The 26,109-nt window shown below is 67.4% G+C and carries 21 protein-coding genes and 1 pseudogene; 7 read left to right on the forward strand and 15 right to left on the reverse strand.

Annotated elements, in window-relative coordinates; translation table 11 throughout:
* Positions 1-32 precede the first annotated feature (32 nt).
* The 3 genes and pseudogenes from ACWDUD_RS24855 (at position 33) to ACWDUD_RS24865 (ending at position 4,763) form a co-directional block, all read left to right on the forward strand.
* Positions 33-2,537, forward strand: a complete 2,505-nt coding sequence (locus ACWDUD_RS24855) for a DEAD/DEAH box helicase (protein WP_248676609.1) — start codon at positions 33-35, stop codon at positions 2,535-2,537.
* 3 nt (positions 2,538-2,540) lie between these two features.
* Positions 2,541-3,866, forward strand: a pseudogene (locus tag ACWDUD_RS24860) (amidohydrolase family protein); the annotation flags it as partial.
* 213 nt (positions 3,867-4,079) lie between these two features.
* The gene (locus tag ACWDUD_RS24865; RefSeq protein WP_450111039.1) at positions 4,080-4,763 is read left to right on the forward strand and encodes a LysR family substrate-binding domain-containing protein; all 684 of its coding nucleotides are present in this window, start codon (positions 4,080-4,082) and stop codon (positions 4,761-4,763) included.
* 26 nt (positions 4,764-4,789) lie between these two features.
* Here the strand turns inward: ACWDUD_RS24865 and ACWDUD_RS24870 are convergent, their stop codons facing one another.
* From ACWDUD_RS24870 to ACWDUD_RS24910, 9 genes are all read right to left on the reverse strand, one after another.
* Positions 4,790-6,259 (reverse strand): MlaD family protein, encoded by a 1,470-nt coding sequence (locus tag ACWDUD_RS24870; RefSeq protein WP_450111040.1) that lies wholly within the window; start codon positions 6,257-6,259, stop codon positions 4,790-4,792.
* Positions 6,259-7,392 carry an MCE family protein gene (locus tag ACWDUD_RS24875; RefSeq protein ID WP_450111024.1) on the reverse strand — a complete coding sequence of 378 codons (1,134 nt, stop codon included), beginning with the start codon at positions 7,390-7,392 and terminating at the stop codon, positions 6,259-6,261. Before ACWDUD_RS24875 ends, ACWDUD_RS24870 begins: the two co-directional genes overlap by 1 nt.
* The gene (locus ACWDUD_RS24880; protein ID WP_450111025.1) at positions 7,389-8,633 is read right to left on the reverse strand and encodes an MCE family protein; all 1,245 of its coding nucleotides are present in this window, start codon (positions 8,631-8,633) and stop codon (positions 7,389-7,391) included. The genes ACWDUD_RS24875 and ACWDUD_RS24880 overlap by 4 nt, the downstream gene beginning before the upstream one ends.
* The gene (locus ACWDUD_RS24885; protein ID WP_450111026.1) at positions 8,630-9,661 is read right to left on the reverse strand and encodes an MCE family protein; all 1,032 of its coding nucleotides are present in this window, start codon (positions 9,659-9,661) and stop codon (positions 8,630-8,632) included. Before ACWDUD_RS24885 ends, ACWDUD_RS24880 begins: the two co-directional genes overlap by 4 nt.
* A gap of 1 nt (position 9,662) precedes the next feature.
* A complete protein-coding gene (locus ACWDUD_RS24890; protein ID WP_450111027.1) occupies positions 9,663-10,685 on the reverse strand; it encodes an MCE family protein in 1,023 nt (340 codons plus the stop codon).
* A complete protein-coding gene (locus ACWDUD_RS24895) occupies positions 10,685-11,935 on the reverse strand; it encodes an MCE family protein (RefSeq protein WP_450111028.1) in 1,251 nt (416 codons plus the stop codon). Before ACWDUD_RS24895 ends, ACWDUD_RS24890 begins: the two co-directional genes overlap by 1 nt.
* A 10-nt stretch (positions 11,936-11,945) precedes the next feature.
* Entirely contained in the window at positions 11,946-12,791 is an 846-nt protein-coding gene (locus ACWDUD_RS24900) for an MlaE family ABC transporter permease (protein ID WP_248674763.1), read from the reverse strand.
* A 6-nt stretch (positions 12,792-12,797) separates the two neighbouring features.
* Positions 12,798-13,511 (reverse strand): MlaE family ABC transporter permease, encoded by a 714-nt coding sequence (locus tag ACWDUD_RS24905; protein WP_231611185.1) that lies wholly within the window; start codon positions 13,509-13,511, stop codon positions 12,798-12,800.
* Between the two features lie 298 nt (positions 13,512-13,809).
* On the reverse strand, positions 13,810-14,415 hold the full coding sequence (locus tag ACWDUD_RS24910; RefSeq protein ID WP_197254611.1) for a TetR/AcrR family transcriptional regulator: 606 nt from the start codon (positions 14,413-14,415) through the stop codon (positions 13,810-13,812).
* A 271-nt stretch (positions 14,416-14,686) separates the two neighbouring features.
* Between ACWDUD_RS24910 and ACWDUD_RS24915 the strand changes: the two genes are divergently transcribed.
* Entirely contained in the window at positions 14,687-15,889 is a 1,203-nt protein-coding gene (locus ACWDUD_RS24915) for a cytochrome P450 (protein WP_450111029.1), read from the forward strand.
* Between the two features lie 64 nt (positions 15,890-15,953).
* On the opposite strand, the gene ACWDUD_RS24920 is transcribed toward ACWDUD_RS24915, so the two are convergent.
* The 6 genes from ACWDUD_RS24920 to ACWDUD_RS24945 all read right to left on the reverse strand — a co-directional run bounded on the left by ACWDUD_RS24920 (position 15,954) and on the right by ACWDUD_RS24945 (position 22,927).
* The gene (locus tag ACWDUD_RS24920; protein ID WP_450111030.1) at positions 15,954-18,401 is read right to left on the reverse strand and encodes a CoA transferase; all 2,448 of its coding nucleotides are present in this window, start codon (positions 18,399-18,401) and stop codon (positions 15,954-15,956) included.
* 51 nt (positions 18,402-18,452) lie between these two features.
* On the reverse strand, positions 18,453-19,622 hold the full coding sequence (locus tag ACWDUD_RS24925) for an amidohydrolase family protein (RefSeq protein ID WP_197254615.1): 1,170 nt from the start codon (positions 19,620-19,622) through the stop codon (positions 18,453-18,455).
* Between the two features lie 93 nt (positions 19,623-19,715).
* Complete coding sequence (locus tag ACWDUD_RS24930) at positions 19,716-20,957, reverse strand: cytochrome P450 (protein ID WP_248674761.1); 1,242 nt, start codon at positions 20,955-20,957, stop codon at positions 19,716-19,718.
* 26 nt (positions 20,958-20,983) lie between these two features.
* Positions 20,984-21,178, reverse strand: a complete 195-nt coding sequence (locus ACWDUD_RS24935; RefSeq protein WP_197254618.1) for a ferredoxin — start codon at positions 21,176-21,178, stop codon at positions 20,984-20,986.
* A gap of 50 nt (positions 21,179-21,228) precedes the next feature.
* Entirely contained in the window at positions 21,229-21,876 is a 648-nt protein-coding gene (locus ACWDUD_RS24940; protein ID WP_450111031.1) for a TetR/AcrR family transcriptional regulator, read from the reverse strand.
* Positions 21,877-22,090: 214 nt separating this feature from the next.
* A complete protein-coding gene (locus tag ACWDUD_RS24945; protein WP_450111032.1) occupies positions 22,091-22,927 on the reverse strand; it encodes an SDR family NAD(P)-dependent oxidoreductase in 837 nt (278 codons plus the stop codon).
* 586 nt (positions 22,928-23,513) lie between these two features.
* Here ACWDUD_RS24945 and ACWDUD_RS24950 point away from each other — a divergent pair.
* Genes ACWDUD_RS24950 through ACWDUD_RS24960 form a run of 3 tightly spaced genes read left to right on the forward strand, consistent with a single transcriptional unit; the run spans position 23,514 to position 26,054 of the window.
* Entirely contained in the window at positions 23,514-24,374 is an 861-nt protein-coding gene (locus tag ACWDUD_RS24950) for a mycofactocin-coupled SDR family oxidoreductase (protein WP_450111033.1), read from the forward strand.
* A 59-nt stretch (positions 24,375-24,433) separates the two neighbouring features.
* Positions 24,434-24,625, forward strand: a complete 192-nt coding sequence (locus tag ACWDUD_RS24955; protein WP_197254630.1) for a ferredoxin — start codon at positions 24,434-24,436, stop codon at positions 24,623-24,625.
* A 55-nt stretch (positions 24,626-24,680) separates the two neighbouring features.
* Positions 24,681-26,054: a cytochrome P450 gene (locus ACWDUD_RS24960; protein ID WP_450111034.1), complete on the forward strand. Its 1,374-nt coding sequence runs from the start codon at positions 24,681-24,683 to the stop codon at positions 26,052-26,054.
* The last annotated feature ends 55 nt before the right edge of the window (positions 26,055-26,109 follow it).

The following is a 26,109-nucleotide window of genomic DNA, read 5'->3' on the forward strand; positions in this document are numbered from 1 at the left end:
GCTGTCGGGTGAAGGCCGACTAGCCTGTAACGGTGCTGCTGCCGGATCTGATCCCCGACCCCGTCGACGAGGACTCGCTGTTCGACGCCTTCACCTCCTGGACGACGGACAGGGGCCTGACGCTCTATCCCGCGCAGGAGGAAGCGCTGATGGAGATCGTCGCCGGCTCGAACGTGATCCTGGCGACGCCGACGGGTTCGGGAAAGTCGATGGTGGCGCTCGGTGCGCACTTCTTCGCCCTCGCCACCGGCAAGCGCACCTTCTACACCGCACCCATCAAGGCACTGGTCAGCGAGAAGTTCTTCGCGCTGTGCGAGGTGTTCGGCGCCGACCTGGTCGGGATGATGACCGGTGACGCCTCGGTGAATTCGGGTGCGCCGATCATCTGCGCGACCGCGGAGATCGTCGCGAACCTCGCGTTGCGGGAGGGCGCGGACTCGGATATCGGTCAGGTGATCATGGACGAGTTCCACTTCTACTCGGAACCGGACCGCGGCTGGGCGTGGCAGGTTCCGCTGATCGAACTTCCGCACGCGCAGTTCCTGCTGATGTCGGCGACGCTCGGGGACGTCAGCCGGTTCCGGGACGATCTGACGCGCCGCACCGGCAGGCCCACCACGGAAGTCTCCGGCGCCGAACGTCCGGTGCCGCTCACGTACTCGTATTCGCTCGCGCCGATCGGCGAGGCCATCGAGGAACTCGTCACCACACATCAGGCTCCCGTCTACGTCGTGCATTTCACGCAGGCCGCCGCACTCGAACGCGCCCAGGCACTCATGAGCGTGAACATGTGCAGCAAGGCGGAGAAGGAGGCGATCGCCGAGGCCATCGGCGCGTTCCGCTTCTCGACGGGCTTCGGCAAGACGCTGTCACGGCTGGTGCGCCACGGCATCGGTGTGCACCACGCGGGCATGCTGCCGAAGTACCGGCGACTCGTCGAGCGCCTCGCCCAGGACGGACTGCTCAAGGTGATCTGCGGGACCGACACCCTCGGCGTGGGGATCAACGTTCCGATCCGCACCGTCCTGCTGACGGGCCTGACCAAGTTCGACGGCACCCGCATGCGCCAGCTCAAGGCCCGCGAATTCCACCAGATCGCCGGACGCGCCGGACGCGCCGGGTTCGACACGATGGGCACGGTGGTCGTGCAGGCACCCGAGCACGAGATCGAGAACCATCGCGCGCTCGCCAAGGCGGGCGACGATCCCAAGAAGAAGCGGAAGGTGCAGCGCAAGAAGGCACCCGAGGGTTTCGTGTCCTGGGGCGAGGCGACGTTCGAGAAGATCGTGGCCGCACCGCCCGAGCCGATGGTCTCGCGCTTCCGCGTCACCAATTCGATGCTGCTCAACGTCATTGCCCGTCCCGGCAACTGCTTCGACGCGATGCGTCACCTGCTCGAGGACAACCACGAGCCCCGCAAGGCACAGCGCCGCCACATCCTGCGCGCGATCGAGCTGTATCGGGGTCTGCTGCAGGCCGGGATCGTCGAACGCCTCGACTCCCCCGACGAGGACGGCCGCTGGGCGCGGCTGACCGTCGACCTGCAGCGTGACTTCGCGTTGAACCAGCCGCTGTCGCCGTTCGCGCTCGCCGTCCTCGAACTGCTCGACATGGAATCCCCCACCTACGCGCTCGATGTCGTGTCGGTGATCGAGTCGACCCTCGACGACCCGCGGCAGATCCTGTTCGCCCAGCAGCACGCCGCGCGCGGCGAGGCGGTCGCGCAGATGAAGGCGGACGGGATCGAGTACGACGAGCGCATGGAGCTGCTCGAGGAGGTCACCTGGCCCAAGCCCCTCGCGGAGCTGCTCGAGCCGGCCTTCGAGACCTACCGGGCCGGGCATCCCTGGGTGTCCGAAACGCCGCTGTCACCGAAGTCGGTGGTGCGGGACATGGTCGAGAAGTCGATGACGTTCTCCGAACTCGTCTCGCACTACGGCCTCGCCCGTTCCGAAGGGCTGGTGCTGCGCTATCTCGCGGACGCGTACCGGGCGCTGCGCCAGACCGTGCCGGATTCGGCGCGCACCGAGGAACTCGAGGACCTCACCGAATGGCTCGGGGAATTGATCCGCCAGGTCGATTCGTCGCTGCTCGACGAGTGGGAGCAGCTCGCCAACCCCGCTGTCGAGGCGGACGACCAGCAGCTCGCCTTCGGCGCGGACACGCCGCGCCCGATCTCCGCGAACCCCCGCGCGTTCAAGGTGATGGTGCGCAACGCGATGTTCAAGCGGGTCGAACTCGCGTCCCGGAAGCGGTGGGACGAATTGGCCGAGCTCGGTGACGGACTCGAGGCCGAGGACTGGGCGGATCTGCTCGAGCTGTACTTCGACGAGTACGACGAGATCGGCACCGGACCGGACGCACGCGGTCCGGGGCTGTTCTCCGTCGTGGAGGAACCGACGCTGTGGCGGGTCCGGCAGACGCTCGCCGATCCCGCGGGCGATCACGGCTGGGCGCTGATCGGCGAGGTGAACCTGGCCGAGTCGGATGCCTCCGGCGAGGTGGTGTTCGACGAGTTCGAGATCGTCGAGGGCTGAACGATGCTGCTTCGTCAGGCCCGCCTCGCTCCCGGCGCGGACCCGGCCGACCTGCGGATCCACGACGGCCGTGTCGGCGGCAGTGCCGGGGACGACGGTGCCGGGGAGGTCGTCGATCTCGGCGGCCGCCTGGTGCTGCCCGGGCTGTGGGATTCGCACGTGCATTTCGACCAGTGGGCGCTGTCGCAGGCCGCGCTCGATCTGTCGGGTGCGCGCTCGGCCGCGGAGGTGGTTGCGTTGTTCGCGACCCGTCTCGAGGAACCGGAACCGGATGTGGTGGTGGCGCACGGGTTTCGGGACGGCTTGTGGCCGGACGAGCCGAACGCTGCGCTGCTCGACGCGATCGCGCCGCACCGGCCGCTCGTCGCGGTCAGTGCCGATCTACACAGTGCGTGGCTCAATACCGCTGCCCTGCAGCATTTCTCGCTCGCTCCGCATCCGACCGGCCTGCTGCGCGAAGCCGAGTTCATGCCGCTGATGAACGAGCTCCAGCGCGTCGACCCCGACGTGCTCGACCGGTGGGTGGACGAGGCCGCCCGCGCGGTCGCCGCCCGCGGGGTGGTCGGAATCGTCGACTTCGAGATCGCGGACAACATCACCGCGTGGTCGCGGCGCATCACTGCAGGGACCGACCGGCTGCGGGTGCGCTGCGGTATCTGGCCGCAGTGGCTCGACGCCACGATCGACGCGGGATGGCGCACCGGCGACGAGATCCCGGGCACCGGCGGGCTGGCCACGGTCGGGCCGATGAAGGTGATCGTCGACGGGTCGCTCGGCACCCGCACCGCCTACTGCCACGATCCGTATCCCGACGGAGACCACGGGGTGCTCACCGTGCCGCCCGACGAGCTCGCGCGGTGGATGACGCGGGCACGCGACCACGGCATCGATTCCGCGATCCACGCGATCGGCGACCGCGCGTGCGAGCACGTGCTGGACTGCTTCGAGACGACCGGGACGCGCGGCAGCGTCGAGCACGCACAGCTGGTCGCCGACGCGGACTTCGCCCGCTTCGCGCAGCTCGGAGTCACCGCGAGCATCCAGCCCGCGCACGTACACGACGACGCCGAACTCGCCGACCGGTACTGGGCGGGTCGCACCGCCCGCGCGTTCCCGTACGGCACGCTGCTCGGCTCGGGCGCGACGCTCTCGCTCGGTTCGGACGCCCCGGTCGCACGGCTCGATCCGTGGCTGACGCTGGCCGCCGCCGTCGACCGCACGCTCCCCGACGGACGGGTGTGGCATCGGGAGCACGAGTTGCCGTGGCCGGTCGCGCTCGCCGCGTCCACCGGCGGCCGGGAGCGGGTCACGGCCGGCGATGTCGCCGATCTGGTGGTGCTGAACGCCGACGCGCTTCCTGCGACCGGGGCAGCACTCGCCGAGACCCGGTGTGGGGCACGATGCTCGGCGGCCGCTGGACCTACGGGCCTCTCTGCGAGAACTGAACCCCCACGACGGTACCCTGACCGGGTGAGTGACGAGTCTCCGCAGGTGTTCCGGCTGGCCTATGTCCCGGGGGTCACCCCGGCGAAGTGGGTGCGGGTGTGGACCGAGCGGATGCCCGACATCCCGATCGAACTGGTGCCGGTCCCGTCCACGTCCGGTGCCGCGTGCGTGCGCGAGGACCAGGCGGACGCCGCGCTGCTGCGGCTGCCCCTCGAACGCGACGGCCTGTCGGTGATCAGCCTCTACACCGAGGTCTCGGTCGTGGTGGTTCCGGCCGAGCATGCGATCGCGGCGGTCGAGGAGGTCTCGGTCGCCGACCTCGAGGAGGAGACCGTCCTGCATCCGCTCGACGACGTGCTGGACTGGGCGAAGCTTCCGGGCGAGGAGGCCTTCGAACGTCCGGAAACCACCGAGGGTGCGATCTCGCACGTCGCCTCCGAGGTCGGGGTTCTCGTCACCCCGCAGTCGCTGGCCCGGCTGCATCACCGCAAGGACCTGACGTACCGCCCGGTGGTGGACGCTCCGCAGTCCCAGGTCGGTCTCGTGTGGCTGACCGACCGGACCACCGATCTCGTCGACGAGTTCGTCGGGATCGTGCGCGGCCGTACCGCGAACAGCTCGCGGGGACGGCAGGACGAGCCCGACAAGAAGGCGAAGCGGCGCGGCGAACGGCAGGGTTCACAGCCCCGGAAGGTCGTGGGCGACAAGAAGCCGAAGACGCGGCGTGGCAACGCCGGGCGCCCCAAGAGCGCCGGCCGGGTCCGGAAGCGTCGCGGCTGAGCATCGCCCGGACCGGCGGCCACGTTTCAGCGAGGCATCATGTCCTGCCACGTGGCCGGCTCGGCACCGGCGGCCAGATCACCCTGCCGGTACAACTGCCCGTCCGGGCCGAAGTACCGTCCGGTGTGCGGATCGTATTGCGCCGAAGCAGGTTCCGATTCCGACTCCGCTCCGCGCGCGCTCGGGATCGGTGGGAGCGACGCCTCGGGCGCCACGAGGGATCCGTCGGGGTTGTATCGCGAATCCTGCGGCAGCCCTTGCGCTTCCAGGTTCGGGTCGTACGGATAGGGACCGACGACCGGCTGCTCGGTGGCGAGGGGCACGAATTCCTGATCGCTGTTGCACAATTCGGCGGTCGCCGCGCGCTTGTCGGGATTGTTGGCGCAAGGGATGTTTCGGGCGCCGCGGACGGCGATCTGCGAATCCTGTGGGAGCTTGCAGTACAGGTCCTCCGGGGTGTCGACGGTGTCGGTTTCGTACGGCGGTCGCCACTGCGACGGCGGCAGGAAGCCGACAGTGCAGGCGGGCGGATCGGAGATCCCGCCGATCCGGAAGTCCCCGAGCCCCAGACCCGAGGCGTTTCTCGACGGTTGCACGGCCTGGATCATCGACACCGCCGGCGGCAACAGCACGAGCAGCTGTTCGAGTCCCGCGTTGTAGGTCACAGCGAGTTGGCCGACGGTGGTGAGATTCGCCAGCAGCACCGGCAGGGTCAGGTCGACCGTGTCGAACAGGGCAGCGGTTTCCTGCGCGAAGCCCGGGCCGGTTCGCAGCACCGTGCGCAGCTGCGGGTCGTCGGATACGACCTGTCCGGTCACCCCCGCCAGACTGCGGGTCCACTTCTCGATCGCGTCGAGGCTCTGCACCTGCGAATCGAGCAGGGGCACCGTGTCCTCGATCAGCGTCCGGGCGCGGTCCGCGACACCGCTCGCGTCTGCCGCGAGCGTCGACGACGAATCCAGCAGCGAACCCAGGTCGTAGCCGACTGCGCCCACACCGGCATGCATCTCGTCGAGCAGGTCGTCGAGTTTACCGGTCGGGATACTCCCGACGAGCGCACTGAGGTTGTCGAGCATGGGACCGACAGGCTGGGGCACGATCGCGTCGGCCGCGTCGATCACGGCACCGTCTTCGAGGAAGGGCGCCCTGTCGCTGCGCGGTCGCAGATCGACGTACTGCTCCCCCACCGCGGACACACTCCGAACGTGCGCTTCCAGGTCCGCCGGGATGTCGTGGTCGTCGTCGAGCGAGAGTGTCGCCCGAACTCCGCCCGGAGTCAGGTCTACGGCGGTGACCTTTCCGACCTCGACGCCGCGGTAGGTGACGTTCGCGAACCGGTACAGGCCGCCGGCGGACGGCAGGTCGACGGTGACCCGGATGCGGCCGACGCCGACGAGCGACTGAGCCTGGATGTAGACGAACGTCGTGACGAGCAGCCCGACGAGCCCGAGCACCGCGAACGCGACGAGCTGGAACCGGACGAAGCGCGACAGGATCATCGGGTGCCTCCCACCGCGGCCCCGAGCGGATCGCGGGTCGGCTGCGCATAACCCGGATCACCGACCGCCGCCTGCACCACCGCGTTCGGATCACCCCACGGTGTACCGAGCAACAGTTCGCGCTGGAGCCGGGGCACGGTGAGGTCGACCGTCGCGAACAGGTTCAGGTAGTCGCCGCGCACCGCCCGGTCGATCACGGACTGGCCGTACGGGTAGACCGTCGCGTATGCGAGGGCCTTGTCGAGGTCGGCGCCGACGTCGGCGAGGGCACGCAGTGTCGGCTCGAGGTGCTCGAGGTTGGTCACCAGATCCTGCCGGGTGTCGGTGACGACGCCGGTCGCGGTGTCGCTGAACGTCCGGAGCCTGTCGAGCGCGGTGGTGAACGCCGGACGTTCCCGCAGCAGTGTCTCGAGGGCGGCGGGCAGCCGGTCCAGCACGTCCGCGACCACGTCCCGCTGCCCGGACACGGTGCCGGCGAGGCGCTCGAGCCCGTCGATGGTCGCGACGATGTCGGCGCGCTGGGTGTCGAGCGTGCCGACGAAGGTGTCGAGCCGGGTGAGCAGGTCGCGTACCGCGTCCTCGCGCCCGCCGAGCGCGTCGTTGAGGTTGGTGACGATGTCGCCGATCTGGCCGAGACCACCCCGGTTGAGGACCACCGCCGCGGCCGCGAGGGTGCGTTCCGTCGACGGGTACGTCGCCGAGCGATCGAGGCCGATCGTGGCACCGGGGGCCAGTCGCCCTTCGGGTGGTGAACCGGCCGGGGCGTTCAGCGCCAGGTGGCTCGAGCCGAGCAGGCTGGTCTGCCCGACGGTGGCGACCGCGTTCGCGGGGACGGCGACGTCCTTCTCCACGGATACCTCGATGTCCGCGTGCCAGCCGTGGACGACCATGCGGCCGACGCTGCCGACGACGACGTCGTCGATCATGACCGGCGAATTCGATTCGAGGGTGCCCACATCGGCCATCTCGACGGTGAAGGTGTACGAGCCCTCGCCGCGACCCGGTGTTCCCGGCAGGGGCAGCGAGTTCACCCCGTCCCACGCACAGCCGGACGCCGTCGACGCGACAACTGCGGCAGCCAGGAGCATCGCGGGCGTACCCCGCGGGACGGCGGATGTTCGAGATCTCATCGCGGCGTTCCTCCTCCGGGAAGCAACAGGTCGAGCAGGCTCGACGCGGGCGTCGCGGCCGGGGCGTTCACTCCCCCGCCGGCCGGAATCAGGTGGGGTTCGGTGTAGATGAGGTTCTCGGGCCGCGCGGACGGTCCCTTCACCGGGTTGATCGGGGTCGGAAGATAGTTGAACGTCAGCTGATTCAGCAGCGGGCCGAGGTACCGGACGCACTTGTCCGCCGATTCCTGCGAGGTCGAGTTCTCGACGGCGGCGATCCCGGCGCACACGAACTGGATCGGGTTCGAGAAGTTGTTGACGACGAAAACCCCTGCCTCGGTAGCGGTATCGGGATTGTAGATGTTGTAGAAGTTGGCCATGCTCGTCGGGAAGATGTGCAGCAACTGTTCGACGTCGTCCTTGTTGTCCACGAGATTCTGCGTCACGTTCACCAGACGCTCGATCTGTTCACCGGCGCGGTCGCGGTTGTTCGCGACGAACCGCTGCACGTCGCCGACCGCGACGGACAGGTTCGTCACCGCCGCGTCGAGGTCGGTGGTGTTGTCGTCGAGCACGCTGGTCAACGTGGCGAGCCGGTTCTCGAAACTGACGATCTGCACGTTGCTGTCCCGCAGGGTCGTCACGAAGGTCTGCAACGCCGCGACGATGTCCACGATGTCGCCGCTACCGTCGGCGAGAACCCTTCCGGCACCGGATAATTGCTCGATGGTGCTGCGGAGCTTGTCGCCGTTGCCGGCGAGCGCGTCGGCGGTGCTGTCGACGAATCGTCCCACCGCACTGGCTGAGAGGTCGCCGTCCGGGCCGAGTTCCGCCGCGAGACGGGTGAGCTCGGTCTTGACCTCGTCCCACTCGACGGGAACCGCGGTGCGTTCGAGGGGGATCGTGGCGCCGTCGGCCATCGTCTCACCGGAGCTGCGGTAGGCCGGTGTCAACTGGACGTAGCGGGCCGCGACCAGGCTCTGGGCCACGATCACCGCGCTCGCGTCCGCGGGTATCGGGACACGCCGATCCACGGCCATCACGATCTCGGCGGTGGTACCGCGAGGCTCGATCGAGACGATGTGCCCCACCTCGACGCCCGCGACACGCACCCCGTCGCCCTCGTAGATCGCGGTGGCGGTTGTGAACACCGCACGGATCGTTCTGGGGCCGAACAGCTCTCGGTACCCGATCGCGGAGGCGACGGCGATGCCGCAGACGAGAACGGCTGCGGCGAGCAGAACGATCGTGCGGCGTGTCATCGCGGCTCCTGACCGGGGACGGGGAACACGGCCGGCGGATCGACGCCGAGGGCCTGGTCGACGAACGGTTGGATCATGTGCCCGTCGACGAGGTTGGCGACGAACGCGTTGTAGAACGGGCCGCCGGAGACGGCCTCGCCCTGGGTCAGTGCGACCTTCGCGAGTCCGGGCAGCGCCGCGGCGATGTTGTCCCGGTTCTCCTCGAGCAGCGCCGCGACGGAGTTCAGCCGGTCGAGCGTCGGGGCCAGTTCGGCCTCGTTGTCGGCGACCAGGCTCGACAACTGCTCGGACACCGCGGCGGTGTTCGCGAGCAGGTCCACGATCGCCTGCCTTCGTTCGGCGAGGACGGCGACCAGGGTGTTCGCGTCGAGGATCAGGGTGTTCACCTGCGCGCTGCGGTCGGCCAGAATGCCGGTGACATCGCGCGTCGCGGTGAGCAGGTCGCGCAGGGACTCGTTGCGGTCGTTGAGCGAGCGCGACAGTTCCGTCAGTCCGTCGAAGGTCGGGCCCAGCTGCGGCTCGATGCGCTCGAGGGTCGTGGACAGCAGGTCCAGGGAGCGGTTCACCGCGTCGGTGTCGATGCCGGACACGTTCGTCGTCAGGTCCCCGACCGCATCGGTGAGCGAATACGGCGACGACGTGCGGTCGGTGGGGATCACCTCGTTCGGGCGCAGCAGGCCCGGCCCGTCCGACACCAGTGTCAGGATCCGTTTGCCGAGCAACGAGCCGGTCTTGATGTGGGCGGTGGTGGCCGATCCGAGCCGCACCGACGAATCGACGGAATACTCGACCAGCGCATCACCGTCGAGCAGCGACACCTTCGACACGGTGCCGACCTCGACACCGGAGACGACGACGTCGTCGCCGGCCCGGAGCCCACCGGCTTCGACGAATCTCGCGCGGTACGGCAGTGTGGTCGCCGCCGTGACGAACGCCTGCGCCTGCAGCCCCACGAGCAGGATGCACGTGATCAGGACGGTCCCGATGATGCCGTTCCGGATCAGGTTGGCAGATCGATAGCGCAGCATGTCAGGGAGCGCACCTTCCCGAGTCCTGTTCGATCCACGGCAACTGGACCGTCTCGCCGTTCTCGTCGGTCACCCGCACCGAGATGGCGCAGATGTAGTACTGGATGAAGTTTCCGTACGCGCCGACCCGCACGAGCTTGCGGAAGTTCTCGGGAGCTTTCTCGAGCGCGGAGTCGAGACGTTGCTTGTCGTCGTCGAGAAGTGGTGCGAGCCGCGCGAGTTCGTCGACGGCGCCCGCGAGCGGGGGCCGTGCCTGCGTGAGCAGGTCCGTCATCGACGCCGTGCCGGTGTCGAGGGCTTCGATCGCGGCACCGATGGGGTCGCGTTCCGCCGACAGTTCGCCCACGAGCCGTTCGAGGCGGTCGATCGTCGCGGTGAAATCGCCGCCGCTGTCGGACAGCGTGGTCATCACCCGGTTCAGATTGTCGATCAGGCTCTGGACGAGCTCGCTGTTCGCCGCGAGTTCGTTCGAGAACGAGGACGTCCGCGCCAGCAGTGACTCGACGGTGCCGTCCTGACCCTGCAGGATCTGCAGCAACGACGAGGTGAGTGCGTTGACCTCGGTCGGATCGACGCTGTCGATGACGGGTTTGAATCCGCCGAGCAACAGGTCGAGGTCCAGGGCCGGTGCGGTCTGCTCGACCGGGATCTCGGCGCCGGCGGGGAGAATCTGCGTCGACCCCGGTCCTTCGTGGAGCGCGAGGTAGCGGTCCCCCACCAGGTTCAGGTACCGAACCGCCGCCGTTGTGCCGGTGGTGAGCACGAGTTCGCGGTCCGCGTCGAATGTCACCGCGACCGAGTGGTCGTCGCGCAACGCCACGTCGGAGACGGTGCCGACGCGGATACCGGCGATCCGCACCGGGTCGCCGGAGCGCAGGCCCGACGAATCCTCGAACACCGCCGAATAGATGGTCGTCGCGCCGGTCCGGTATTCCCCGAAGACGAGGACGAGGAGGCCGGACAGCGCCAGCATCACGGCGGCGAAGGCGCCGAATCGGAGGATCGGGCCGTTCCGGGTACTCATCACGGCCCCCGGTCCGGTAGCGCGGGAAACAGGTTCGGCAGGGCGGGAATCGGATTCGGCAGGGCCGGGATGCCGAACGGTACCGGGGGTGCCGGATCCGGCTCTGCCGGTCCGGCGACCCGCCCGAGCAGCGCCTCCGACAGCCCTTCGACGGTGACCGCCTGGCGTCCGGAATCGAACGGGTCGGCACCGACGTCGGCGACCACGAACGGCGGGCGGCCTTCGTATGGCACCGGCAGGACCGAACATTGGGGTCCACCGGAGGCGGCGACCTTCGGCAGGTCCTCCGGATACCGATACGGGTCGGTGCCCCACAGGAAGTTCGCGGACAAGCCGAGCCCTTCCACGTCCACCGGTTTCGAATCGGCGAGGAAGGCCAGGCCCGTCAGGGAACAGGTCAGCGCCTCGTTGTACTCGTCGGTGAGTGTAGTGGTCGGCACCAGCAGATCGAGCAGCGTCGTCAGCCCGTCCCGATTCCGGGCGAGCACGGGCTGCCCGGCGTCGGACAGCCCGATCATCCCGAGGAGGAAGGCGTCGAGATTGTGTTCCTCGTCGACGACGGTGTCGCCGATGGATGCGGCGTTCGCACCGGTCGTGATCAGGTCGGGTGCGGTGTCCGCGTAGGTGGAAGCCACCGCCGGCGCCAGCGCGAGGTCCGTGACCAGCGCGGGCAGGGCCGGTTCGATCGCGCCGAGGACGGAGTCGAGGTCGACGAGCATCTGCCCGAACCGGTCGCCGCGACCGTTCATCGCGGCGGCGACCGCGCCGAGAGTCTCGTTCAGCTTCTCCGGCTGTATCCGGTCGAGGACGTTCACGAGTTGTTCGAAGACGGTGTTGATTTCGACGGTGACGTGTTCCGATTCGAGAACCCGGCCCGCTTGCAGGGGCACCGGAGACGGGTCGGCCGGCGGGAGGAACTGCACGAACTTCGCTCCGAACACGGTGGTCGACGCGATGTCGACGGAGACGTTCGACGGGATCGCCTGCGTCTGTGCGGGATCGAGCGCGAGGGTGATCTCGGCCAGGCCGTCCGGACGGGCCGTGACGGAGTCCACCCTGCCCACCGTCACCTCGCGCATCTTCACCTTCGCGTCGGGATACATCACCAGCCCGGCGCGGGGCGAGAGCACCGTGACCGGCACACTGCCGGTGAAACGCCCGTCGAACAGGGCGGCCGCACCGGCGACGATGCCGGCGAGCACCGCGATCGCCGCGAGCCCGGCGAGGGGCCGGAGCACCTTCGGTCCCATTTCCACCTCGCTATCCGGACAGGTTGAAGTTGCCGTTGGCGCCGTAGACCGCCAGCGAGACGAGCAGGGTGACCGAGACGACCGCGATGAGCGACGTGCGGACCGCGTTCCCGACGGCGGTACCGACGCCCGAGGGCCCACCGGCGGCGAAGAACCCGAAGTACGTGTGTATCAACAGGATTGTCAACGCCATGAGGAACGCCTGCAGGAAAGACCACAGCAGATCGATCGGATTCAGGAACGTCGCGAAGTAGTGGTCGTAGAGTCCGGCGGACTGACCGAGCAGGAACACGGTGGTGAATCGGCTCGCGAGGAACGAGGCGACGACGGCCAGTGCGTAGAGCGGGGTGATGGCGATCAGGCCTGCGACGATGCGCGTGCCGACGAGGTAGGCGATCGGTTCGATGCCCAGCGATTCGAGTGCGTCGATCTCCTCGTTGATCCGCATCGCGCCGAGTTGCGCGGTGGCGCCGGCACCGAAGGTCGCGGCGAGACCGATCCCGGCGACGACCGGCGCGGAGATCCGCACGTTGATGAACGCGGAGAGGAAGCCCGTGAGCGCTTCGATACCGATGTTCCCGAGCGAGCTGTAACCCTGCACCGCGAGGGTGCCGCCGGTCGCCAGGGTGAGAAACCCGACGATGACGACGGTCCCGCCGATCACCGCGAGAGTTCCTGCGCCCATGCTGGTTTCGGCGATCAGACGCAGGGTTTCCCGTCGATAGCGCCAGGCCGCGACAGGGGCGCCGACGAGAGCACGGACGTAGAAGATCGCGTGATCGCCGACCCGGCCGAGTCCGTCGACGGGACGCCGCAGCAGGGCGACCGTGCGCGCGTACTCGGAACTCGGAGGCACGTGTCGTCACCTGGCCGTCAGCTGGATTCCGATGGCCGTCACCACGACGTTGACCACGAACAGTGCCATGAACGCGTACACCACCGTTTCGTTCACGGCGTTTCCCACCGCTTTCGCACCGCCCGAGACCGTCAGCCCGCGATAGCACGCGACCAGTCCGGCGATGAGACCGAACAGCAGCGCCTTGACCGAGGAGATGATCACCTCGTCGATGCCGGTCAGCAGGGTGATTCCGGCGGCGAAGGCTCCGGGATTGACGTCCTGGACGAACACCGAGAAGGTGTAGCCGCCCATCACCCCGATGATGCAGACCAGTCCGTTGAGCAGCATCGCCACGAGACCGGACGCGAGCATCCGCGGTGTGACGAGCCGCTGGACGGGGTCGATTCCGAGAACCTCCATAGCGTCGATCTCCTCGCGGATCGTGCGCGAGCCGAGATCCGCGCACATCGCGGTCGCTCCCGCGCCCGCAACGATCAGCACGGTCACCATCGGCCCGACCTGCGTGACCGCACCGAAAGCCGCACCCGCCCCGCTCAGGTCGGCGGCGCCGAGCTCGCGCAGGAGGATGTTGAGTGTGAAGCTCACGAGCACCGTGAACGGAATCGCCACGAGCAGCGTCGGCAGCAGCGACACCCGGACGACGAACCAGGACTGCTCCAGGAACTCACGTGCTTGAAAAGGCCTGCGGAACAAGAACTTCACCGCGTCGGCGGACATCGCGAACAGTCCCCCGACCGCACGAACCGGACCCGACCGATCGCCCGAGAGGAGGCCGCGTACCCATCCGCTCGGCACAGGCCACTCTCGTGGCGCGCCGGAGACACCCCGTTCCCAGGATGATTCTCTGATTTCGGATCGCATCTTTGCCCCATCTGCGAACGATATTCTCGATTGCCGTAAAGCTTACAGTTGATTCGTCAGAACTCAAGGACCGAGGTTACGCGAGTTGCGAGCAACGCTTGTGGCGCACAACTGATCCCACGAACTGCACCGCTGCGGTGACAGCGTCCGGCGCTCACTTCACCACGACCGCGGCAAGATCCCGATCGAGCGAACGGGAGTACTCGGCGAAGACGTCACCGAGCGGGATCGTCCGATCGAGCAGCCAGGAGATCTCCATTCCGTTGATGAACGCGATGATCTCGACCGCCCGCACCGACGCGTCGATGTCATCCCGGTACCGACCCGAACGCTGGTGAGTGCGAATCGTCTCGGCGACGATGTCGACGGACAGGCGCCACCTGTCGAGCAGTCGACCGTGCAGAGGTGCGTCCGGCATCAGGTTCTCGACCAGCATCACCACGAACGTCCCCACCAGCTCCGGCGACTGTTCGATGCGGCAGGCCGTCTTCCGGATCTCCTCGGCCAGATCCCCGGCCGGATCGGCGCGCGCGTGATCGTCCGCGTCACGCGCGTCGAGTACCGCGTGCAGCAGTTGCTCCTTCGACGAGAAGTGGTACAGCAGACCGGCGGGGGTGACCCCGACCTCCTGTGCGATCTGCGCGAGCGTCGTACCGCGCCAGCCGTTGCGCGTGAGGATGCGCTGCGCGGCGGCGACGATCTGCAGCCGGCGATCCTCCCCCTTGGACAGGAGCGCGTCGTAGGACCTCGTGACCTGCACAGCACCCTCCGGTCGATGGTCGGACCCACGGGGGATCACGGGAATGCCGCACTCCGAAAACGCTGCATTCCGAAATCGTTGTCGTCTCACACCTTTCAGGCCTCCCCGCCCCGATCCGGTGCTGGATGAGAATTCTACTCTCAGAATCAGAGAATAATGCTTGCATCGCAAGACTCGGAGCCCGACACTGGTAGCAGTCGATGAGATCGTTCCGACTGCAGTCCTGCCCAGCGCGCACGCGAATACGAATCCTCCGAAAGGTGGTAGACCTGTGACGACCAGCGCAGCCAGCGACATTCGATACGACCCGTACGACGGCGAGATCAATGCCGATCCCTACCCGATGTTCAAGCGTATCCGCGAAGAAGCGCCCCTCTACTACAACGAAACCCACGATTTCCATGCGCTGAGCCGCTTCGCGGACGTCGACCAGGGACTCGTCGACTACCAGACGTTCAGCTCCGCTCGCGGTGCGATTCTCGAACTCATCAAGGCGAACATCGCGATTCCGCCGGGCGTGCTGCTCTTCGAGGATCCGCCGATCCACGACATCCACCGAAAACTGCTGGCGCGGATGTTCACTCCGCGCAAGATCCAGGCACTCGAACCGAAAATCCGCCAGTTCTGCGCCGAGGCGCTCGACCCCCATGTCGGATCGGGCCGGCTCGATTTCGTCGCCGACATCGGCGCACAGATGCCGATGCGGACGATCGGCATGCTCCTGGGCATCCCGGAGGAGGACCAGGAAGCGATCCGTGACTTCGCGAACGAGCAGATGCGGACCGAGGAAGGCGGCAAGATGAAGGCCGCATCCGACGGCATGGTCAGCGGCGACATCTTCGGCGCATACATCGACTGGCGCGCCGAGCATCCGTCGGACGACATCATGACCGAATTGCTCGAGGTCGAGTTCGAGGACGAGACCGGAACGGTTCGTCGGCTGACCCGGGACGAACTCCTGACCTACGTGAACGTCGTATCCGGGGCCGGCAACGAAACCACCACGCGGCTCATCGGCTGGGCCGGCAAGGTGCTCGCCGAACACCCCGACCAGCGACGACAGCTCGTCGAGGATCCGACGCTGATCCCCAAGGCCATCGAGGAACTGCTGCGGTTCGAGCCGCCGGCACCGCATGTCGCGCGGTACGTGACCCGGGACGTCGAGTTCCACGGCACCACCGTTCCCGAGGGCAGCGTGATGATGTTCCTGATCGGCGCCGCCAACCGCGATCACCGCCAGTTCGGTCCCGACAGCGACACATTCGACATCCATCGCGAGCCCCGTCGGCATCTGACCTTCAGTGTCGGCACGCATTTCTGTCTCGGTTCGGCACTGGCGCGGCTCGAGGGCCGGGTCGCGCTCGAGGAGATCCTGAAGCGTTTCCCCGAGTGGGAGGTCGACGCGGCGAACGCCGCGCTGTCGCCGACATCGACGGTGCGGGGCTGGGACACTCTGCCCACCTTCGTTCCCTGACGTCCGGCCGCGGAACGCTGCCGGTTCCGGCGGCGTTTCGTCGTGCCCGGGGTTCATCGTCTTGTCACCACACGGGTGCGCGCCCGAGGACACCGTCGTCTTCGAGCGCGACGATCGCCCCGTCGTCGAATCCGAGTTCGGCAAGGATCTCGTGGTTGTGCTCGCCGAGCAGCGGTGCGCGGCGGACGTGGACGTCGGTCGGCCCTTCCGAGAATCGCGCCGCCATCGTGCTGTACCGCGCCGTGCCGAACACCGGATGGTCGAGTTCTTCGAAGAATCCCCGGTGCGCGAGCTGCGGTATCTCGCTCTGCCGGTGCGGTTGCATCACCTTCGCCACCGGCACACCGGCACCCCACAGCACCTCCACGATCTCGTCCGCCGTCCGGCTCCGGCACCACCGCGCCAGCTGGTCGTCGAGAAGATCGTGGTGGCGACGCCGCCCCTCGGCGGTGCCGAGCTGGGGATCCGCCGCCCACCCGGGATCGCCCAGCGCAGTACGCAGGAACGACCATTGTTCGTCGGTTTCGACCGCGACGGCCACCCAGCAGTCGGGTCGCCCGAACTCGTCGAGCTCCTCGGTCCGGTACAGGTTCTGCGGCGCAGCGACCGGACCACGATTCCCGTCACGCTCGAGAAGCGTTCCGTACGCGGAGAACTCGATCACCTGCTCCGCGGCGATGTTGAGCGCCGCATCGACCATCGGTGCCTCCACCAGTGCGCCCTCACCGGTGCGGCGGCGTTGTTCGAGCGCCACGAGCAACCCCACGAGCGCATGGACACCGGCGTTCGGATCGCCGACCGAATAGGGCTCCACTGGATTCTGATCGCGATGACCGGTCAGCCAGCTCAGGCCCGAACTGTCCTCGATGACGTAGGCGAAGGCCGGGTTGTCGCGCCACGGACCGTCGAGGCCGAATCCCGGCATGCGAACCAGGATCGCGTCCGGACGCAGGGCACGAACCGTGTCGAAGTCCAGCCCGATCTGGTCGAGTACACGTGGGGTGTAGTTCTCGACGATCACATCGCACGTCGCGATCAGCCGGCGGAGCACCTCACGACCACGTTCGGTGCGGAAATCCAGGGCCAGGCTCCGCTTGCCGGTGTTCAGGGCGGCGAAGATCGGCGACTTCTCCCACCAGTCGTCCTCGGAGACCGGCACTCCCGCGATCAGCCGGGTACCGTCCGGGCGCGACGCCGATTCCAGGTGGATGACGTCGGCGCCGAGCATCGCGAGGACGTGGGTGCAGGAGGGTCCGGCCCAGAAACTCGTCATGTCCAGCACGCGCAGGCCGTCGAACGGCCGAACCGAACGAGAGCCGGCCGAACCGGCGGCGCCGTTGTCCGCCGGCCGCGGCGTCCCGATTCGCAGGCGCCGATCCCGCGTGTGTTCCCCGAGGGCGGGCGACGGTCGCGGTCCGGGCAACGCGCCGGGCTCGATGCGGTACGGGCGAACCGGTTGGACGAAGTCTCCGCGGGGGTTGTCCGTGAACGTCCCCCGGATGCGGTAGTGATCGATTCCGGTGACGTTCTCCCCGTTGCCGACCGGACCGCTCGGAATCCGCAGGGCCGCGGCGAAGTCGAGGATCTCCTCGACGGACCGCTCCGCGATCCACGCCCGGATCTCCGGGGCCATCTTGATGGCCTGTTCGGTGATGGACAGCGGTGATTCCTCGTCGATCCATTCGGGGTGCCCCACCATGACGCACAGGTCGAACCACTGCTGCGCGGTTCCGCACCCCAGCGCGACCAGACCGTCCTGCGCGGTGGCCACCCCGGGAACGGTCAGCCGCCGCTCGGTGCGGAACGGGCGATCGAGTCCGTCGAAGAACGAGACCGGATGGTAGGTGAGACAGAGGATCTCGGTTTCGAGCATGGACACGTCGACGAGTTCTCCGTCGCCGGTGAGCCGGGTGCGTGCCCGCGATGCCAGCGTGGCCGCCGCGGCCGTCGCACCGGTCAGCCATTCCCCGATCCTGCCGCCGATGTGCACCGGTGCGCGGTCGGGAGCACCGCGCCCGAGCCCGATGATCCCGCCGGACCACGCCTGGACGGTGAATTCGGTGGCCGGCCGGTCGCTCCACGGGCCGTCCAGACCGAACGGGGTGATCGCGGTGACGGTCAGGTGCGGATACGCCTGCCGGAGTTGCTCGGGTCGCAGCGACGGGTGTTCGGCGACCGCCGATTCACGTGACCACACCACCGCGTCCGCGGTCTCGAGCAGCGCGTGGATCGTGTCGAGGTCGTCCTCCAGGTCGGGGTCCGCGACGACGCTGCGCTTGCCTCCCGCGAGGAACGCGAACAGGGCTCCGTCGCTGCCGGATTCGATCCGGGCGCCGGAGGCGCTCCAGGTCCGCAGCGGATCGCCGCCGGGTGGTTCGACCTTCACCACGTCGGCGCCGGCGTCGACCAGCATCTTCGTGCAGTAGGCACCGGCAATGCCGGTCGACAACTCGACCACGACGTATCCGCTCAGCGGTGCCGAGCCGGCCTCGCCTTCATCGTTCCCGTCCACGAATCCCTCGGTCCTCCTTCGGTCTCGACACACTGGGCCGTTCGGGCACCGTCACAGACCGAGGAAATCCATCACGTTCCCGCTGACGATGCGGGCCGCGGCGTCCGGGCCGACCGCGTCCACGACGGCGGCGAGAGACTTTTCCGAGTATCCGAACGTGCTCTCGTTGTGCGGGTAGTCGGACGACCACATGATCTTGTCGATTCCGATCTCGTCGGCCATCGACAGTCCCAGCGGATCCACCATGAACGAGGCCCACATGTTCTCGTCCCAGTAGTGCCGGATGTCGTGTTCGACGGGACGGTCGAGCATGTGCCGGAACGAGGCGAGCAGGTGCTCGGCGTCCTGGATGGCGGCCGGCACCCAGTTGATCCCGCCTTCGAACCAGCCGATCCGCAGTGCCGGATGACGATCGATGATGCCGCTGAAGATGTACTTGGCGAACATCTCCCGGAACGGGGCGACGTTGTGCATCATGCCGACCGCGACGCTGTTGACCTCGCACGGGCTCGACAGCGGCGCTTCGCCGATGTGGTGCGAGACCGGAACCCCGGACGCCTCGATCTCGTCCCAGACCGGGATCATCGCGGTGCTGGCGTAGTCGATCTGGTTGCCGTCGTTGTCCTTGCCCGCCGAGAGTGGGAGCAGGAAGGTCTTCAGGCCGAGGGACTTCAGTTCGGCAAGCGTGCGCCGGGCACCGTCCGCGTCCCACCAGTTGACGAGTCCGACCCCGTAGAACCGGCCGTTCGACCGCTCCTGCAGCTCGGCGATGTATTCGTTGTATATCCGGAAGGACAGTTCGCGAACTTCCTTGTCCGGGTAGAACAACAGCGCGAGGAGCGCATTGGGGAAGGCGAGCTCGACGTCGATGCCGTCCTCGCCGAGATCTCGAATCCGGGCTTCGAGGTTCGTGCTTCCGGACCCGTCCAGCGGGTCGTACTGCATGAGTACGTGACTGAAATCGCCCGGGAGGAAGGACTTTCCCTTACGCCCGAGCTGGTACGCGCCTTCCTCGTACCAGACGCGCGGCGCCCGGTCCTTCATTTCTTCGGGAAATCGCTCGAAGAAGATGTCGTCGGCGAGCGAGATGTGGTTGTCGGCCGAGAAGACCTTCGTCCCGGCGGGCAATCCCACCCCGCCCGCGGCGTGACCGCGCCGGTCCTTCGGTGGACCGAATCCCTCGGGCGGATACAGCAACGAGCTCGTGTTCGGAACCGGCATCGTGACCCTCCGTTTCGGATCGATTGGTTCACACATTTCGCGACGCGACATCGGCGTGATGCCCGTCGAGTTTTCGTCGGACCGGACCGGTGATCACCACGCGACCGGCAGCGAGTAGACGCCGAACGCCAGACGATCGTGCTTGAATTCGACGTCCTCGAACGGAATCGCCAGGCGCAGAGTCGGAATACGGCGAAGCAGCGTGCTGTAGACGATCTGCAGCTCCGCCCGCGCGAGCTGCTGTCCGACGCACTGGTGCGGCCCGAACCCGAACCCGACGTGCAGGCGAGCCGGCCGGTGCACATCCAGCTTGTCCGGTTCGGGGAACGCCTTGGCATCCCAGTTGGCCGGTGCGAGGTCGACGATGATGCCCTCCCCCGCGCGGATCGTCTCGCCGGCGATCTCGATGTCCTCGACCGCGACGCGGCGCTGTCCGTTCTGGATGATGCTCAGGTAGCGCAGCAGTTCCTCGACCGCGTTGGCCAGGACCTTCTTGTCGTCGGTGTCGCGGACGACGGCGAGCTGCTCGGGGTTGCGCAACAGCGCCAGTGTGCCGAGAGCGATCATGTTGGCGCTGGTTTCGTGCCCGGCGATGAGCAGCCCGGTGCCGAGCTGCGCAGCCTCCTTCATGCTGATCTCCCCGGCCCGGACGCGTTCGCCGAGTTCGGACACGACGTCCTCGGCGGGTGCGTCGATCTTCGCCTCGATCAGCTTGATGAGGTATTTCGCCAGCCCGGTCCGGCCTTCGGCGGCCTGCTCGGCGGTCGCGTACCGGTCGACTCCGATCGTGGCGTGTGCCTGGAAGAACTCGTGGTCCTCGTAGGGCACACCGAGCATCTCACTGATGACCAGGGACGGAACCGGGAGTGCGAGGGCCGTGACGAGATCCGCGGGCTGGGGGCCGGCGAGGATCGCGTCGATGTGCTCGTCGGTGATCCGCTGGATCGCGGGGCGCAGCGCGTCGACCCGCTTGAGCGTGAACGGCTTGGTGAGCATCCGCCGGAAGCGTGTGTGTTCCTCCCCGTCGGAGGTGAACACCGAGCGCGGGCGCTTGTGCACCGTCGAGAGCATGCCCTCGTTCCAGTGCGGGAAGCCCGGCTTGCGGTCGTCGACGCTGACGCGCGGATCGGACATCAGCTCCTTGAGTTCGGCATAGCCGGTGACCAGCCACGGCGTGCTGCCGTCCCAGATACGGACCCGGCTGAGCGGGCGCTGCGCGCCCATGTCCAGCACCTGCGGCGGAGGAGCGAACGGGCATTCCGCGGCCCGGTCCATCGGATACTCGGGAATGTCTGCGGCTGTGACGCTTTCGGGTCCTGCCAGCGTGTCGGACATCGCGCTCCTCGTGATCGGTCGTGGGGTCATTCCTCGATGCGGATGGCCAGTGCAGGGCACATCGACGCGGCCTCGCGCACACCGTCGGCGAGGTCCTCCGAAGGGCTGTCGTCGAGCAACACGACGATGCCGTCGTCCTCCCGCTGGTCGAACACCTCGTCGGCGTGCGCGACGCACTGCCCGGCGGCGATGCATCTGTCCTGGTCCACGTAGACCTTCATGGCGTCTTCCTTCGTGGGTACGTGTGGGCGGTGGCGCCCGAAACCGGAGGTCAGCCGGTCGTGACGGGTGCCAGCAACAGGCCGGTGATCGCGTCGATCAGGCTGGTGCCGGTCGCGGTCCAGTCGGAGCCGGTGCCACCGTCTGCGAGGGTGCGCTCGAGCTGGGCGCTCGTGTGCACGATGAGCAGGCGGGCCATCGCGAAGCGTTGACGGCGGACGTCGGGCGGCAGGTCCGGCAACGACCGTTCCAGTCCCGCGATGATGGTCAGCAGTGACCGGGAGGTCAGCGACTCCTCCGAGACCACGTCACGGAACGCGGGGTCGGGCATGAGCTGTGCACTGAATTGTGCGTACCACGTGGGATTTCCGAGCGAATCGAGATGCTCGGTCAGCGGGCGCACCAGGCAGGTCACCCAGTCCCGCACATCGGCGGAGTCGCCGACCTGCGCGACCATCTGATGGCAGAGTCGTTCGACGTGCGCGTTGTGCTTGCGCACGATGGCCCGGACCAGGTCGGCTTTGGTTCCGAAGTGGTATCCGACAGCGGCGTTGTTGCCCTGTCCGGCTTCCTCGCTGATCTGCCGGTTGGAGACGGACGCGATGCCCCGCTCGGCGAACAACCGCTCGGCGGCCGCGAGAATCGCCCCCCGGGTCGCGCTGACACGCTCGGCGCGAGCTGTTCGATTCGCGGTGGTCATCGCATCCGCTCCTTGTGTGCCCCACCCAGCGAGGCGTCGGCTCTCGTTCCGGGTGAGGACGTTGCGATCGGGGGCGGCCACCCGAGCCATCACTCGGGTGGCCCCTCGATCCCATCCCCCGTGATCCCCGTCACAGTAAATCCGACGGGCACGGTTAAGTCAAGCAGTTGATTTAAATTGCCGATCCGCAGGCGTGATTCCCGCCGGTCTCCGCTCAGGACGTCGGCGTGGGAGCGGCCGGTGCGGGAGCAGGCTTCCTGCGCAACGGTTTTCCCGCGGTGGTGCCACCGTCGACGGGAAGCACCGTCCCGGTGAGATAACGCGAGCGATCCCCGGCGAAATACAGCGCGGCTTCGGCGACGTCCTCCGGGGTCCCGTCCCGTTCGAGCGGCCGATCCGTCTGCATCGAGGCACGAACTGCGCGCGTGAGCCGTTCACTGCGCTCGTCGGCCATCGCACTCATGGACGTGGTGAGCAGGGCCGTGGGTATGCTGCCCGGCGCAATGCAGTTGACACGGATGTCGTACTGCGCCAATTCGATCGCCGCCGACTTCGTGAACTGGACGATCGCGGCCTTGGACGCCCGGTAGGTCATCACGCCACCCCCGGCCTGGATCCCGCCGATCGAGGACATGTTGACGATCGACCCGCCGCCGTGCTCGGCCATGAACGACGCCGCGTACCGAGTGCCTGCCATGACACCGAGCAGGTTCACTGCCATGACCCTGCCGAAGTCGGCGAGGTCGTCGTGAAGGAAACTCTTGTGCATCTTGCCCGGAATGCCGGCGTTGTTGCACATCACGTCGAGTTTGCCGAAGCGTTCGATCGCGAATTCGACCGTGGCCGCGACCTGCTCGACGTCCCCGACGTCGGTGTACCGGAACACCGACGCCGGGCCACAGGCTCGGACCAGCTCCTCTGCGCGCTCACGTTCCACGTCCGCGACGACCACACGAGCACCCTCGGCGACGTACCGCTCGACGATCGCGCGGCCGATCCCCGATGCTCCACCGGTGACGACGGCGACCTTGCCGGTCAGTTCGTTGACCATCGATTCGATTCCCTTTCGATTCGGAAGAGCGCCCTGGACGCACATTCGCAGCGATCCGACCACCTCGGGAGCACCTCGCATCGCCGAGACCGCAACGCCGCTGACATGCGCCGGCGCCGGAGGCGAATTCCACCTGCATCGATCCCTGGACGCGACGCAGAGCCCCACCGGCCGCGAGGGTACGGGAAAGAATGTTCCGGGGAACGGGGAATCCGGTCTTTCGCAGACATTCGACCGTCGACGGCGCGACCTTCCGCTTCCACGCCACCGAGACCATTCGCTGCGCGAACGAATGTGGGACCGGCCATATTTCGGACTCCGCCGCCGAACCCGGACGGGGACGAATGTCCGAATCCTTGCCCGAGCTCCCGTATGCAGAGTATGATTCTCGTCACTCGGAATTATCATTCTGTTCCGAGGCAAAGGCGATTCAACCGGGGCATGCCCCACACAGATTCCTTTCACGACCGCGCGGCGGACATCCGCATTTCTCGGGGCACACGACCGACACCGAGCAGCATCCTCCGGTTCCGTCCGGCGCCACGGCCGACGGCCCGCGAGACCACAGACACAGGAGGGAAAGATCGTGGGACGAGTTGAAGGCAAGGTTGCGTTCGTCACCGGCGCCGCGCGCGGACAGGGCCGGAGCCATGCGGTTCGCCTGGCCGAAGAGGGCGCGGACATCATCGCCGTCGACCTGTGCGAGGACATCCCGACGATCGGGTACGCGATGGCCCGCCCGGAGGATCTCGAGGAAACGGCCCGGCTCGTCGAGAAGACCGGACGCCGAATCGTGACCGCGCAGGCGGATGTACGCGATGTGGCGCAGTTGCGTGCGGCGCTCGACGCCGGCATCGCCGAGTTCGGGAAGCTCGACATCGTCGTCGCGCAGGCCGGCGTCGCAGGAATGAAGGGTGAGCCTCAGATCCAGGCCTGGTGCGATGTCATCGATACCAACCTGATCGGCACGATCAATGCCATCCAGGTGTCGCTCCCCCATCTCGGCGACGGCGCCGCCATCGTCGCCACCGGGTCGACGGCAGCCCTCATGGACACCTCGAAGGTCGATAACCCGGGCGCCGACCTGGGCGGCATGGCCTACGTGCACTCGAAGCGGGCACTGACGCACTACGTCTACGACCTGGCCACCCACCTCGCGCCGCGCGGCATCCGCGCGAACGTCGTCCACCCGACGAACTGCAACACCGCGATGCTGCAGAGCGAGCCGATGTACCGCTCCTTCCGTCCCGACCTCGAGCACCCGACCCGCGCGGATGCCGAACCGGCCTTCGGGGTCCAGCAGGCGATGCGCATCCCGTACGTCGAACCCGAGGACATCAGCAACGCGATCGTCTACCTCGTCTCCGAGGAAGCCCGCTACGTCACCGGTGTGCAGTTGCGGGTGGACGGCGGCGGCTACCTCAAGTGGTACGACTACCACGTCTGATCTCCCCTGCTCATCTCCCCTGCGGGGCACGGATTCACGACAACTCGAAGGACAGGTCAATGAAGGTGAAAGTCGATTCGCAACGCTGCCAGGGTCATACGCTCTGCGCGATGAGCGCCCCGGGCGCCTTCGAACTGAGTGAGATCGACGGTCACGCGTCCGCGGTGTACGACCGGGTCCCGGCCGATCAGGAGGAGCAGGTGCGCGAGGCGGCACGATCGTGCCCCGAACAAGCCGTCTCCATCTCCTGACCCCGCCCGAACAGACGTGCGCCGTGAACCGCGACCAACCGAGGGAAGCCACACCGTGACCACCGAGAACATCGTCACCGACGAAGATCGCAAGAAGAACCGATACCAATTCGACCGCCACACACCCGAGTACCGGCATCGGTTCGAATCGATCACCCAGGAGATGCACGAAACCTGCCCCGTCGCCTGGACGGACACCTACGACGGCCACTGGGTCGCGGCCGGCAGCGCCGCGGTCTTCGAACTGGCCCGCTGCCCGCACATCTCGAACGATCACGACATCAACAACGAACGCAAGGGCTACAAGGGCATCTCGATCCCGACCGCCCAGCGCGCGTCACTCGTGCGCGGCGGCATCCTGGAGATGGACGACCCCGAACACCGCGAATACCGTTCGGTGCTCAATCCCTATCTGTCGCCGGCCGCGGTGCAGCGGTGGAAGCCGTTCATCGACGAGGTCGTCCGCGCGAGCCTCGACGAGAAGATCGAGCAGGGCCGCATCGACTTCGTCGACGACCTCGCCAATGTCGTGCCTGCGGTGCTGACCCTGGCGATGCTCGGGATTCCGTTGAAGCAGTGGTCGATCTACAGCGAACCGGTCCACGCGGCGGTGTACACACCGGAGAATTCGCCCGACGCCCCGCGCGTCGCCGAGATGCACCGGGCGATGGGACTGGACCTGCTCACCAACATGCACGAGATCCGCCAGAATCCGCGGCCGGGACTGGTCGACGCGCTCCTCGAACTGCGCATCGACGGTGAGCCCGCACCCGACCTCGAACTGCTCGGGATGCTGGGGCTGATCATCGGCGGCGGTTTCGACACCACGACGGCGCTCACCGCGCACGCCCTCGAATGGTTGTCCCAGAATCCCGAACAGCGCGACGAACTCAGCCGCGAACGTGACTCTCTACTCGACTCCGCGACCGAGGAGTTCCTGCGCTACTTCACCCCCGCCCCCGGTGACGGACGCACGATCGCGGCGGACTTCGAAGCGGCCGGCACCGAGTTCAAGGAAGGTGAGCGTCTGTGGCTGTCCTGGGCGATGGCCAACCGCGACCCGTCCCTGTTCCCCGAGCCGAACCGAATCATCATGGACCGCAAGGCCAATCGCCACTTCAGTTTCGGACTCGGGATCCATCGGTGCATCGGGTCCAATGTGGCGCGCACGGTGTTCAAGTCGATGGTGACCGCGGTCCTCGATCGCATGCCCGACTACCGGTGTGATCCGGAGGGCACCGTCCACTACGAGACGATCGGCGTCATCCAGGGCATGCGCAATCTGCCGGCCACCTTCACGCCGGGACCACAGCTGGGTCCCGGCCTCGACGAAACGCTCGAGAAGCTCCAGCGTCTGTGCGACGAGCAGCGTCTCGCGGAGCCGGTGACGGTACGCCGCGACGCGGCGAAGATCGGTGACCCGCAGTGATCAACCGTCCGGACTGAACAAGCACACTGCCGTCGTCGCCTCGACCACTCCTCCG

Source organism: Rhodococcus sp. NPDC003382 (genome assembly GCF_053589135.1).

Excerpts from the sequence above, each read along its gene's own strand:
- ACWDUD_RS24890 (WP_450111027.1), bottom strand. The coding sequence starts at position 10,685 with ATGAGTACCCGGAACGGCCCGATCCTCCGATTCGGCGCCTTCGCCGCC.
- ACWDUD_RS24930 (WP_248674761.1), bottom strand. The coding sequence starts at position 20,957 with ATGTCCGACACGCTGGCAGGACCCGAAAGCGTCACAGCCGCAGACATT.
- ACWDUD_RS24880 (WP_450111025.1), bottom strand. The coding sequence starts at position 8,633 with ATGACACGCCGCACGATCGTTCTGCTCGCCGCAGCCGTTCTCGTCTGC.
- ACWDUD_RS24935 (WP_197254618.1), bottom strand. The coding sequence starts at position 21,178 with ATGAAGGTCTACGTGGACCAGGACAGATGCATCGCCGCCGGGCAGTGC.
- ACWDUD_RS24925 (WP_197254615.1), bottom strand. The coding sequence starts at position 19,622 with ATGCCGGTTCCGAACACGAGCTCGTTGCTGTATCCGCCCGAGGGATTC.
- ACWDUD_RS24885 (WP_450111026.1), bottom strand. The coding sequence starts at position 9,661 with ATGCTGCGCTATCGATCTGCCAACCTGATCCGGAACGGCATCATCGGG.
- ACWDUD_RS24940 (WP_450111031.1), bottom strand. The coding sequence starts at position 21,876 with ATGACCACCGCGAATCGAACAGCTCGCGCCGAGCGTGTCAGCGCGACC.
- ACWDUD_RS24895 (WP_450111028.1), bottom strand. The coding sequence starts at position 11,935 with ATGGGACCGAAGGTGCTCCGGCCCCTCGCCGGGCTCGCGGCGATCGCG.
- ACWDUD_RS24905 (WP_231611185.1), bottom strand. The coding sequence starts at position 13,511 with ATGTCCGCCGACGCGGTGAAGTTCTTGTTCCGCAGGCCTTTTCAAGCA.
- ACWDUD_RS24875 (WP_450111024.1), bottom strand. The coding sequence starts at position 7,392 with ATGAGATCTCGAACATCCGCCGTCCCGCGGGGTACGCCCGCGATGCTC.
- ACWDUD_RS24955 (WP_197254630.1), top strand. The coding sequence starts at position 24,434 with ATGAAGGTGAAAGTCGATTCGCAACGCTGCCAGGGTCATACGCTCTGC.
- ACWDUD_RS24945 (WP_450111032.1), bottom strand. The coding sequence starts at position 22,927 with ATGGTCAACGAACTGACCGGCAAGGTCGCCGTCGTCACCGGTGGAGCA.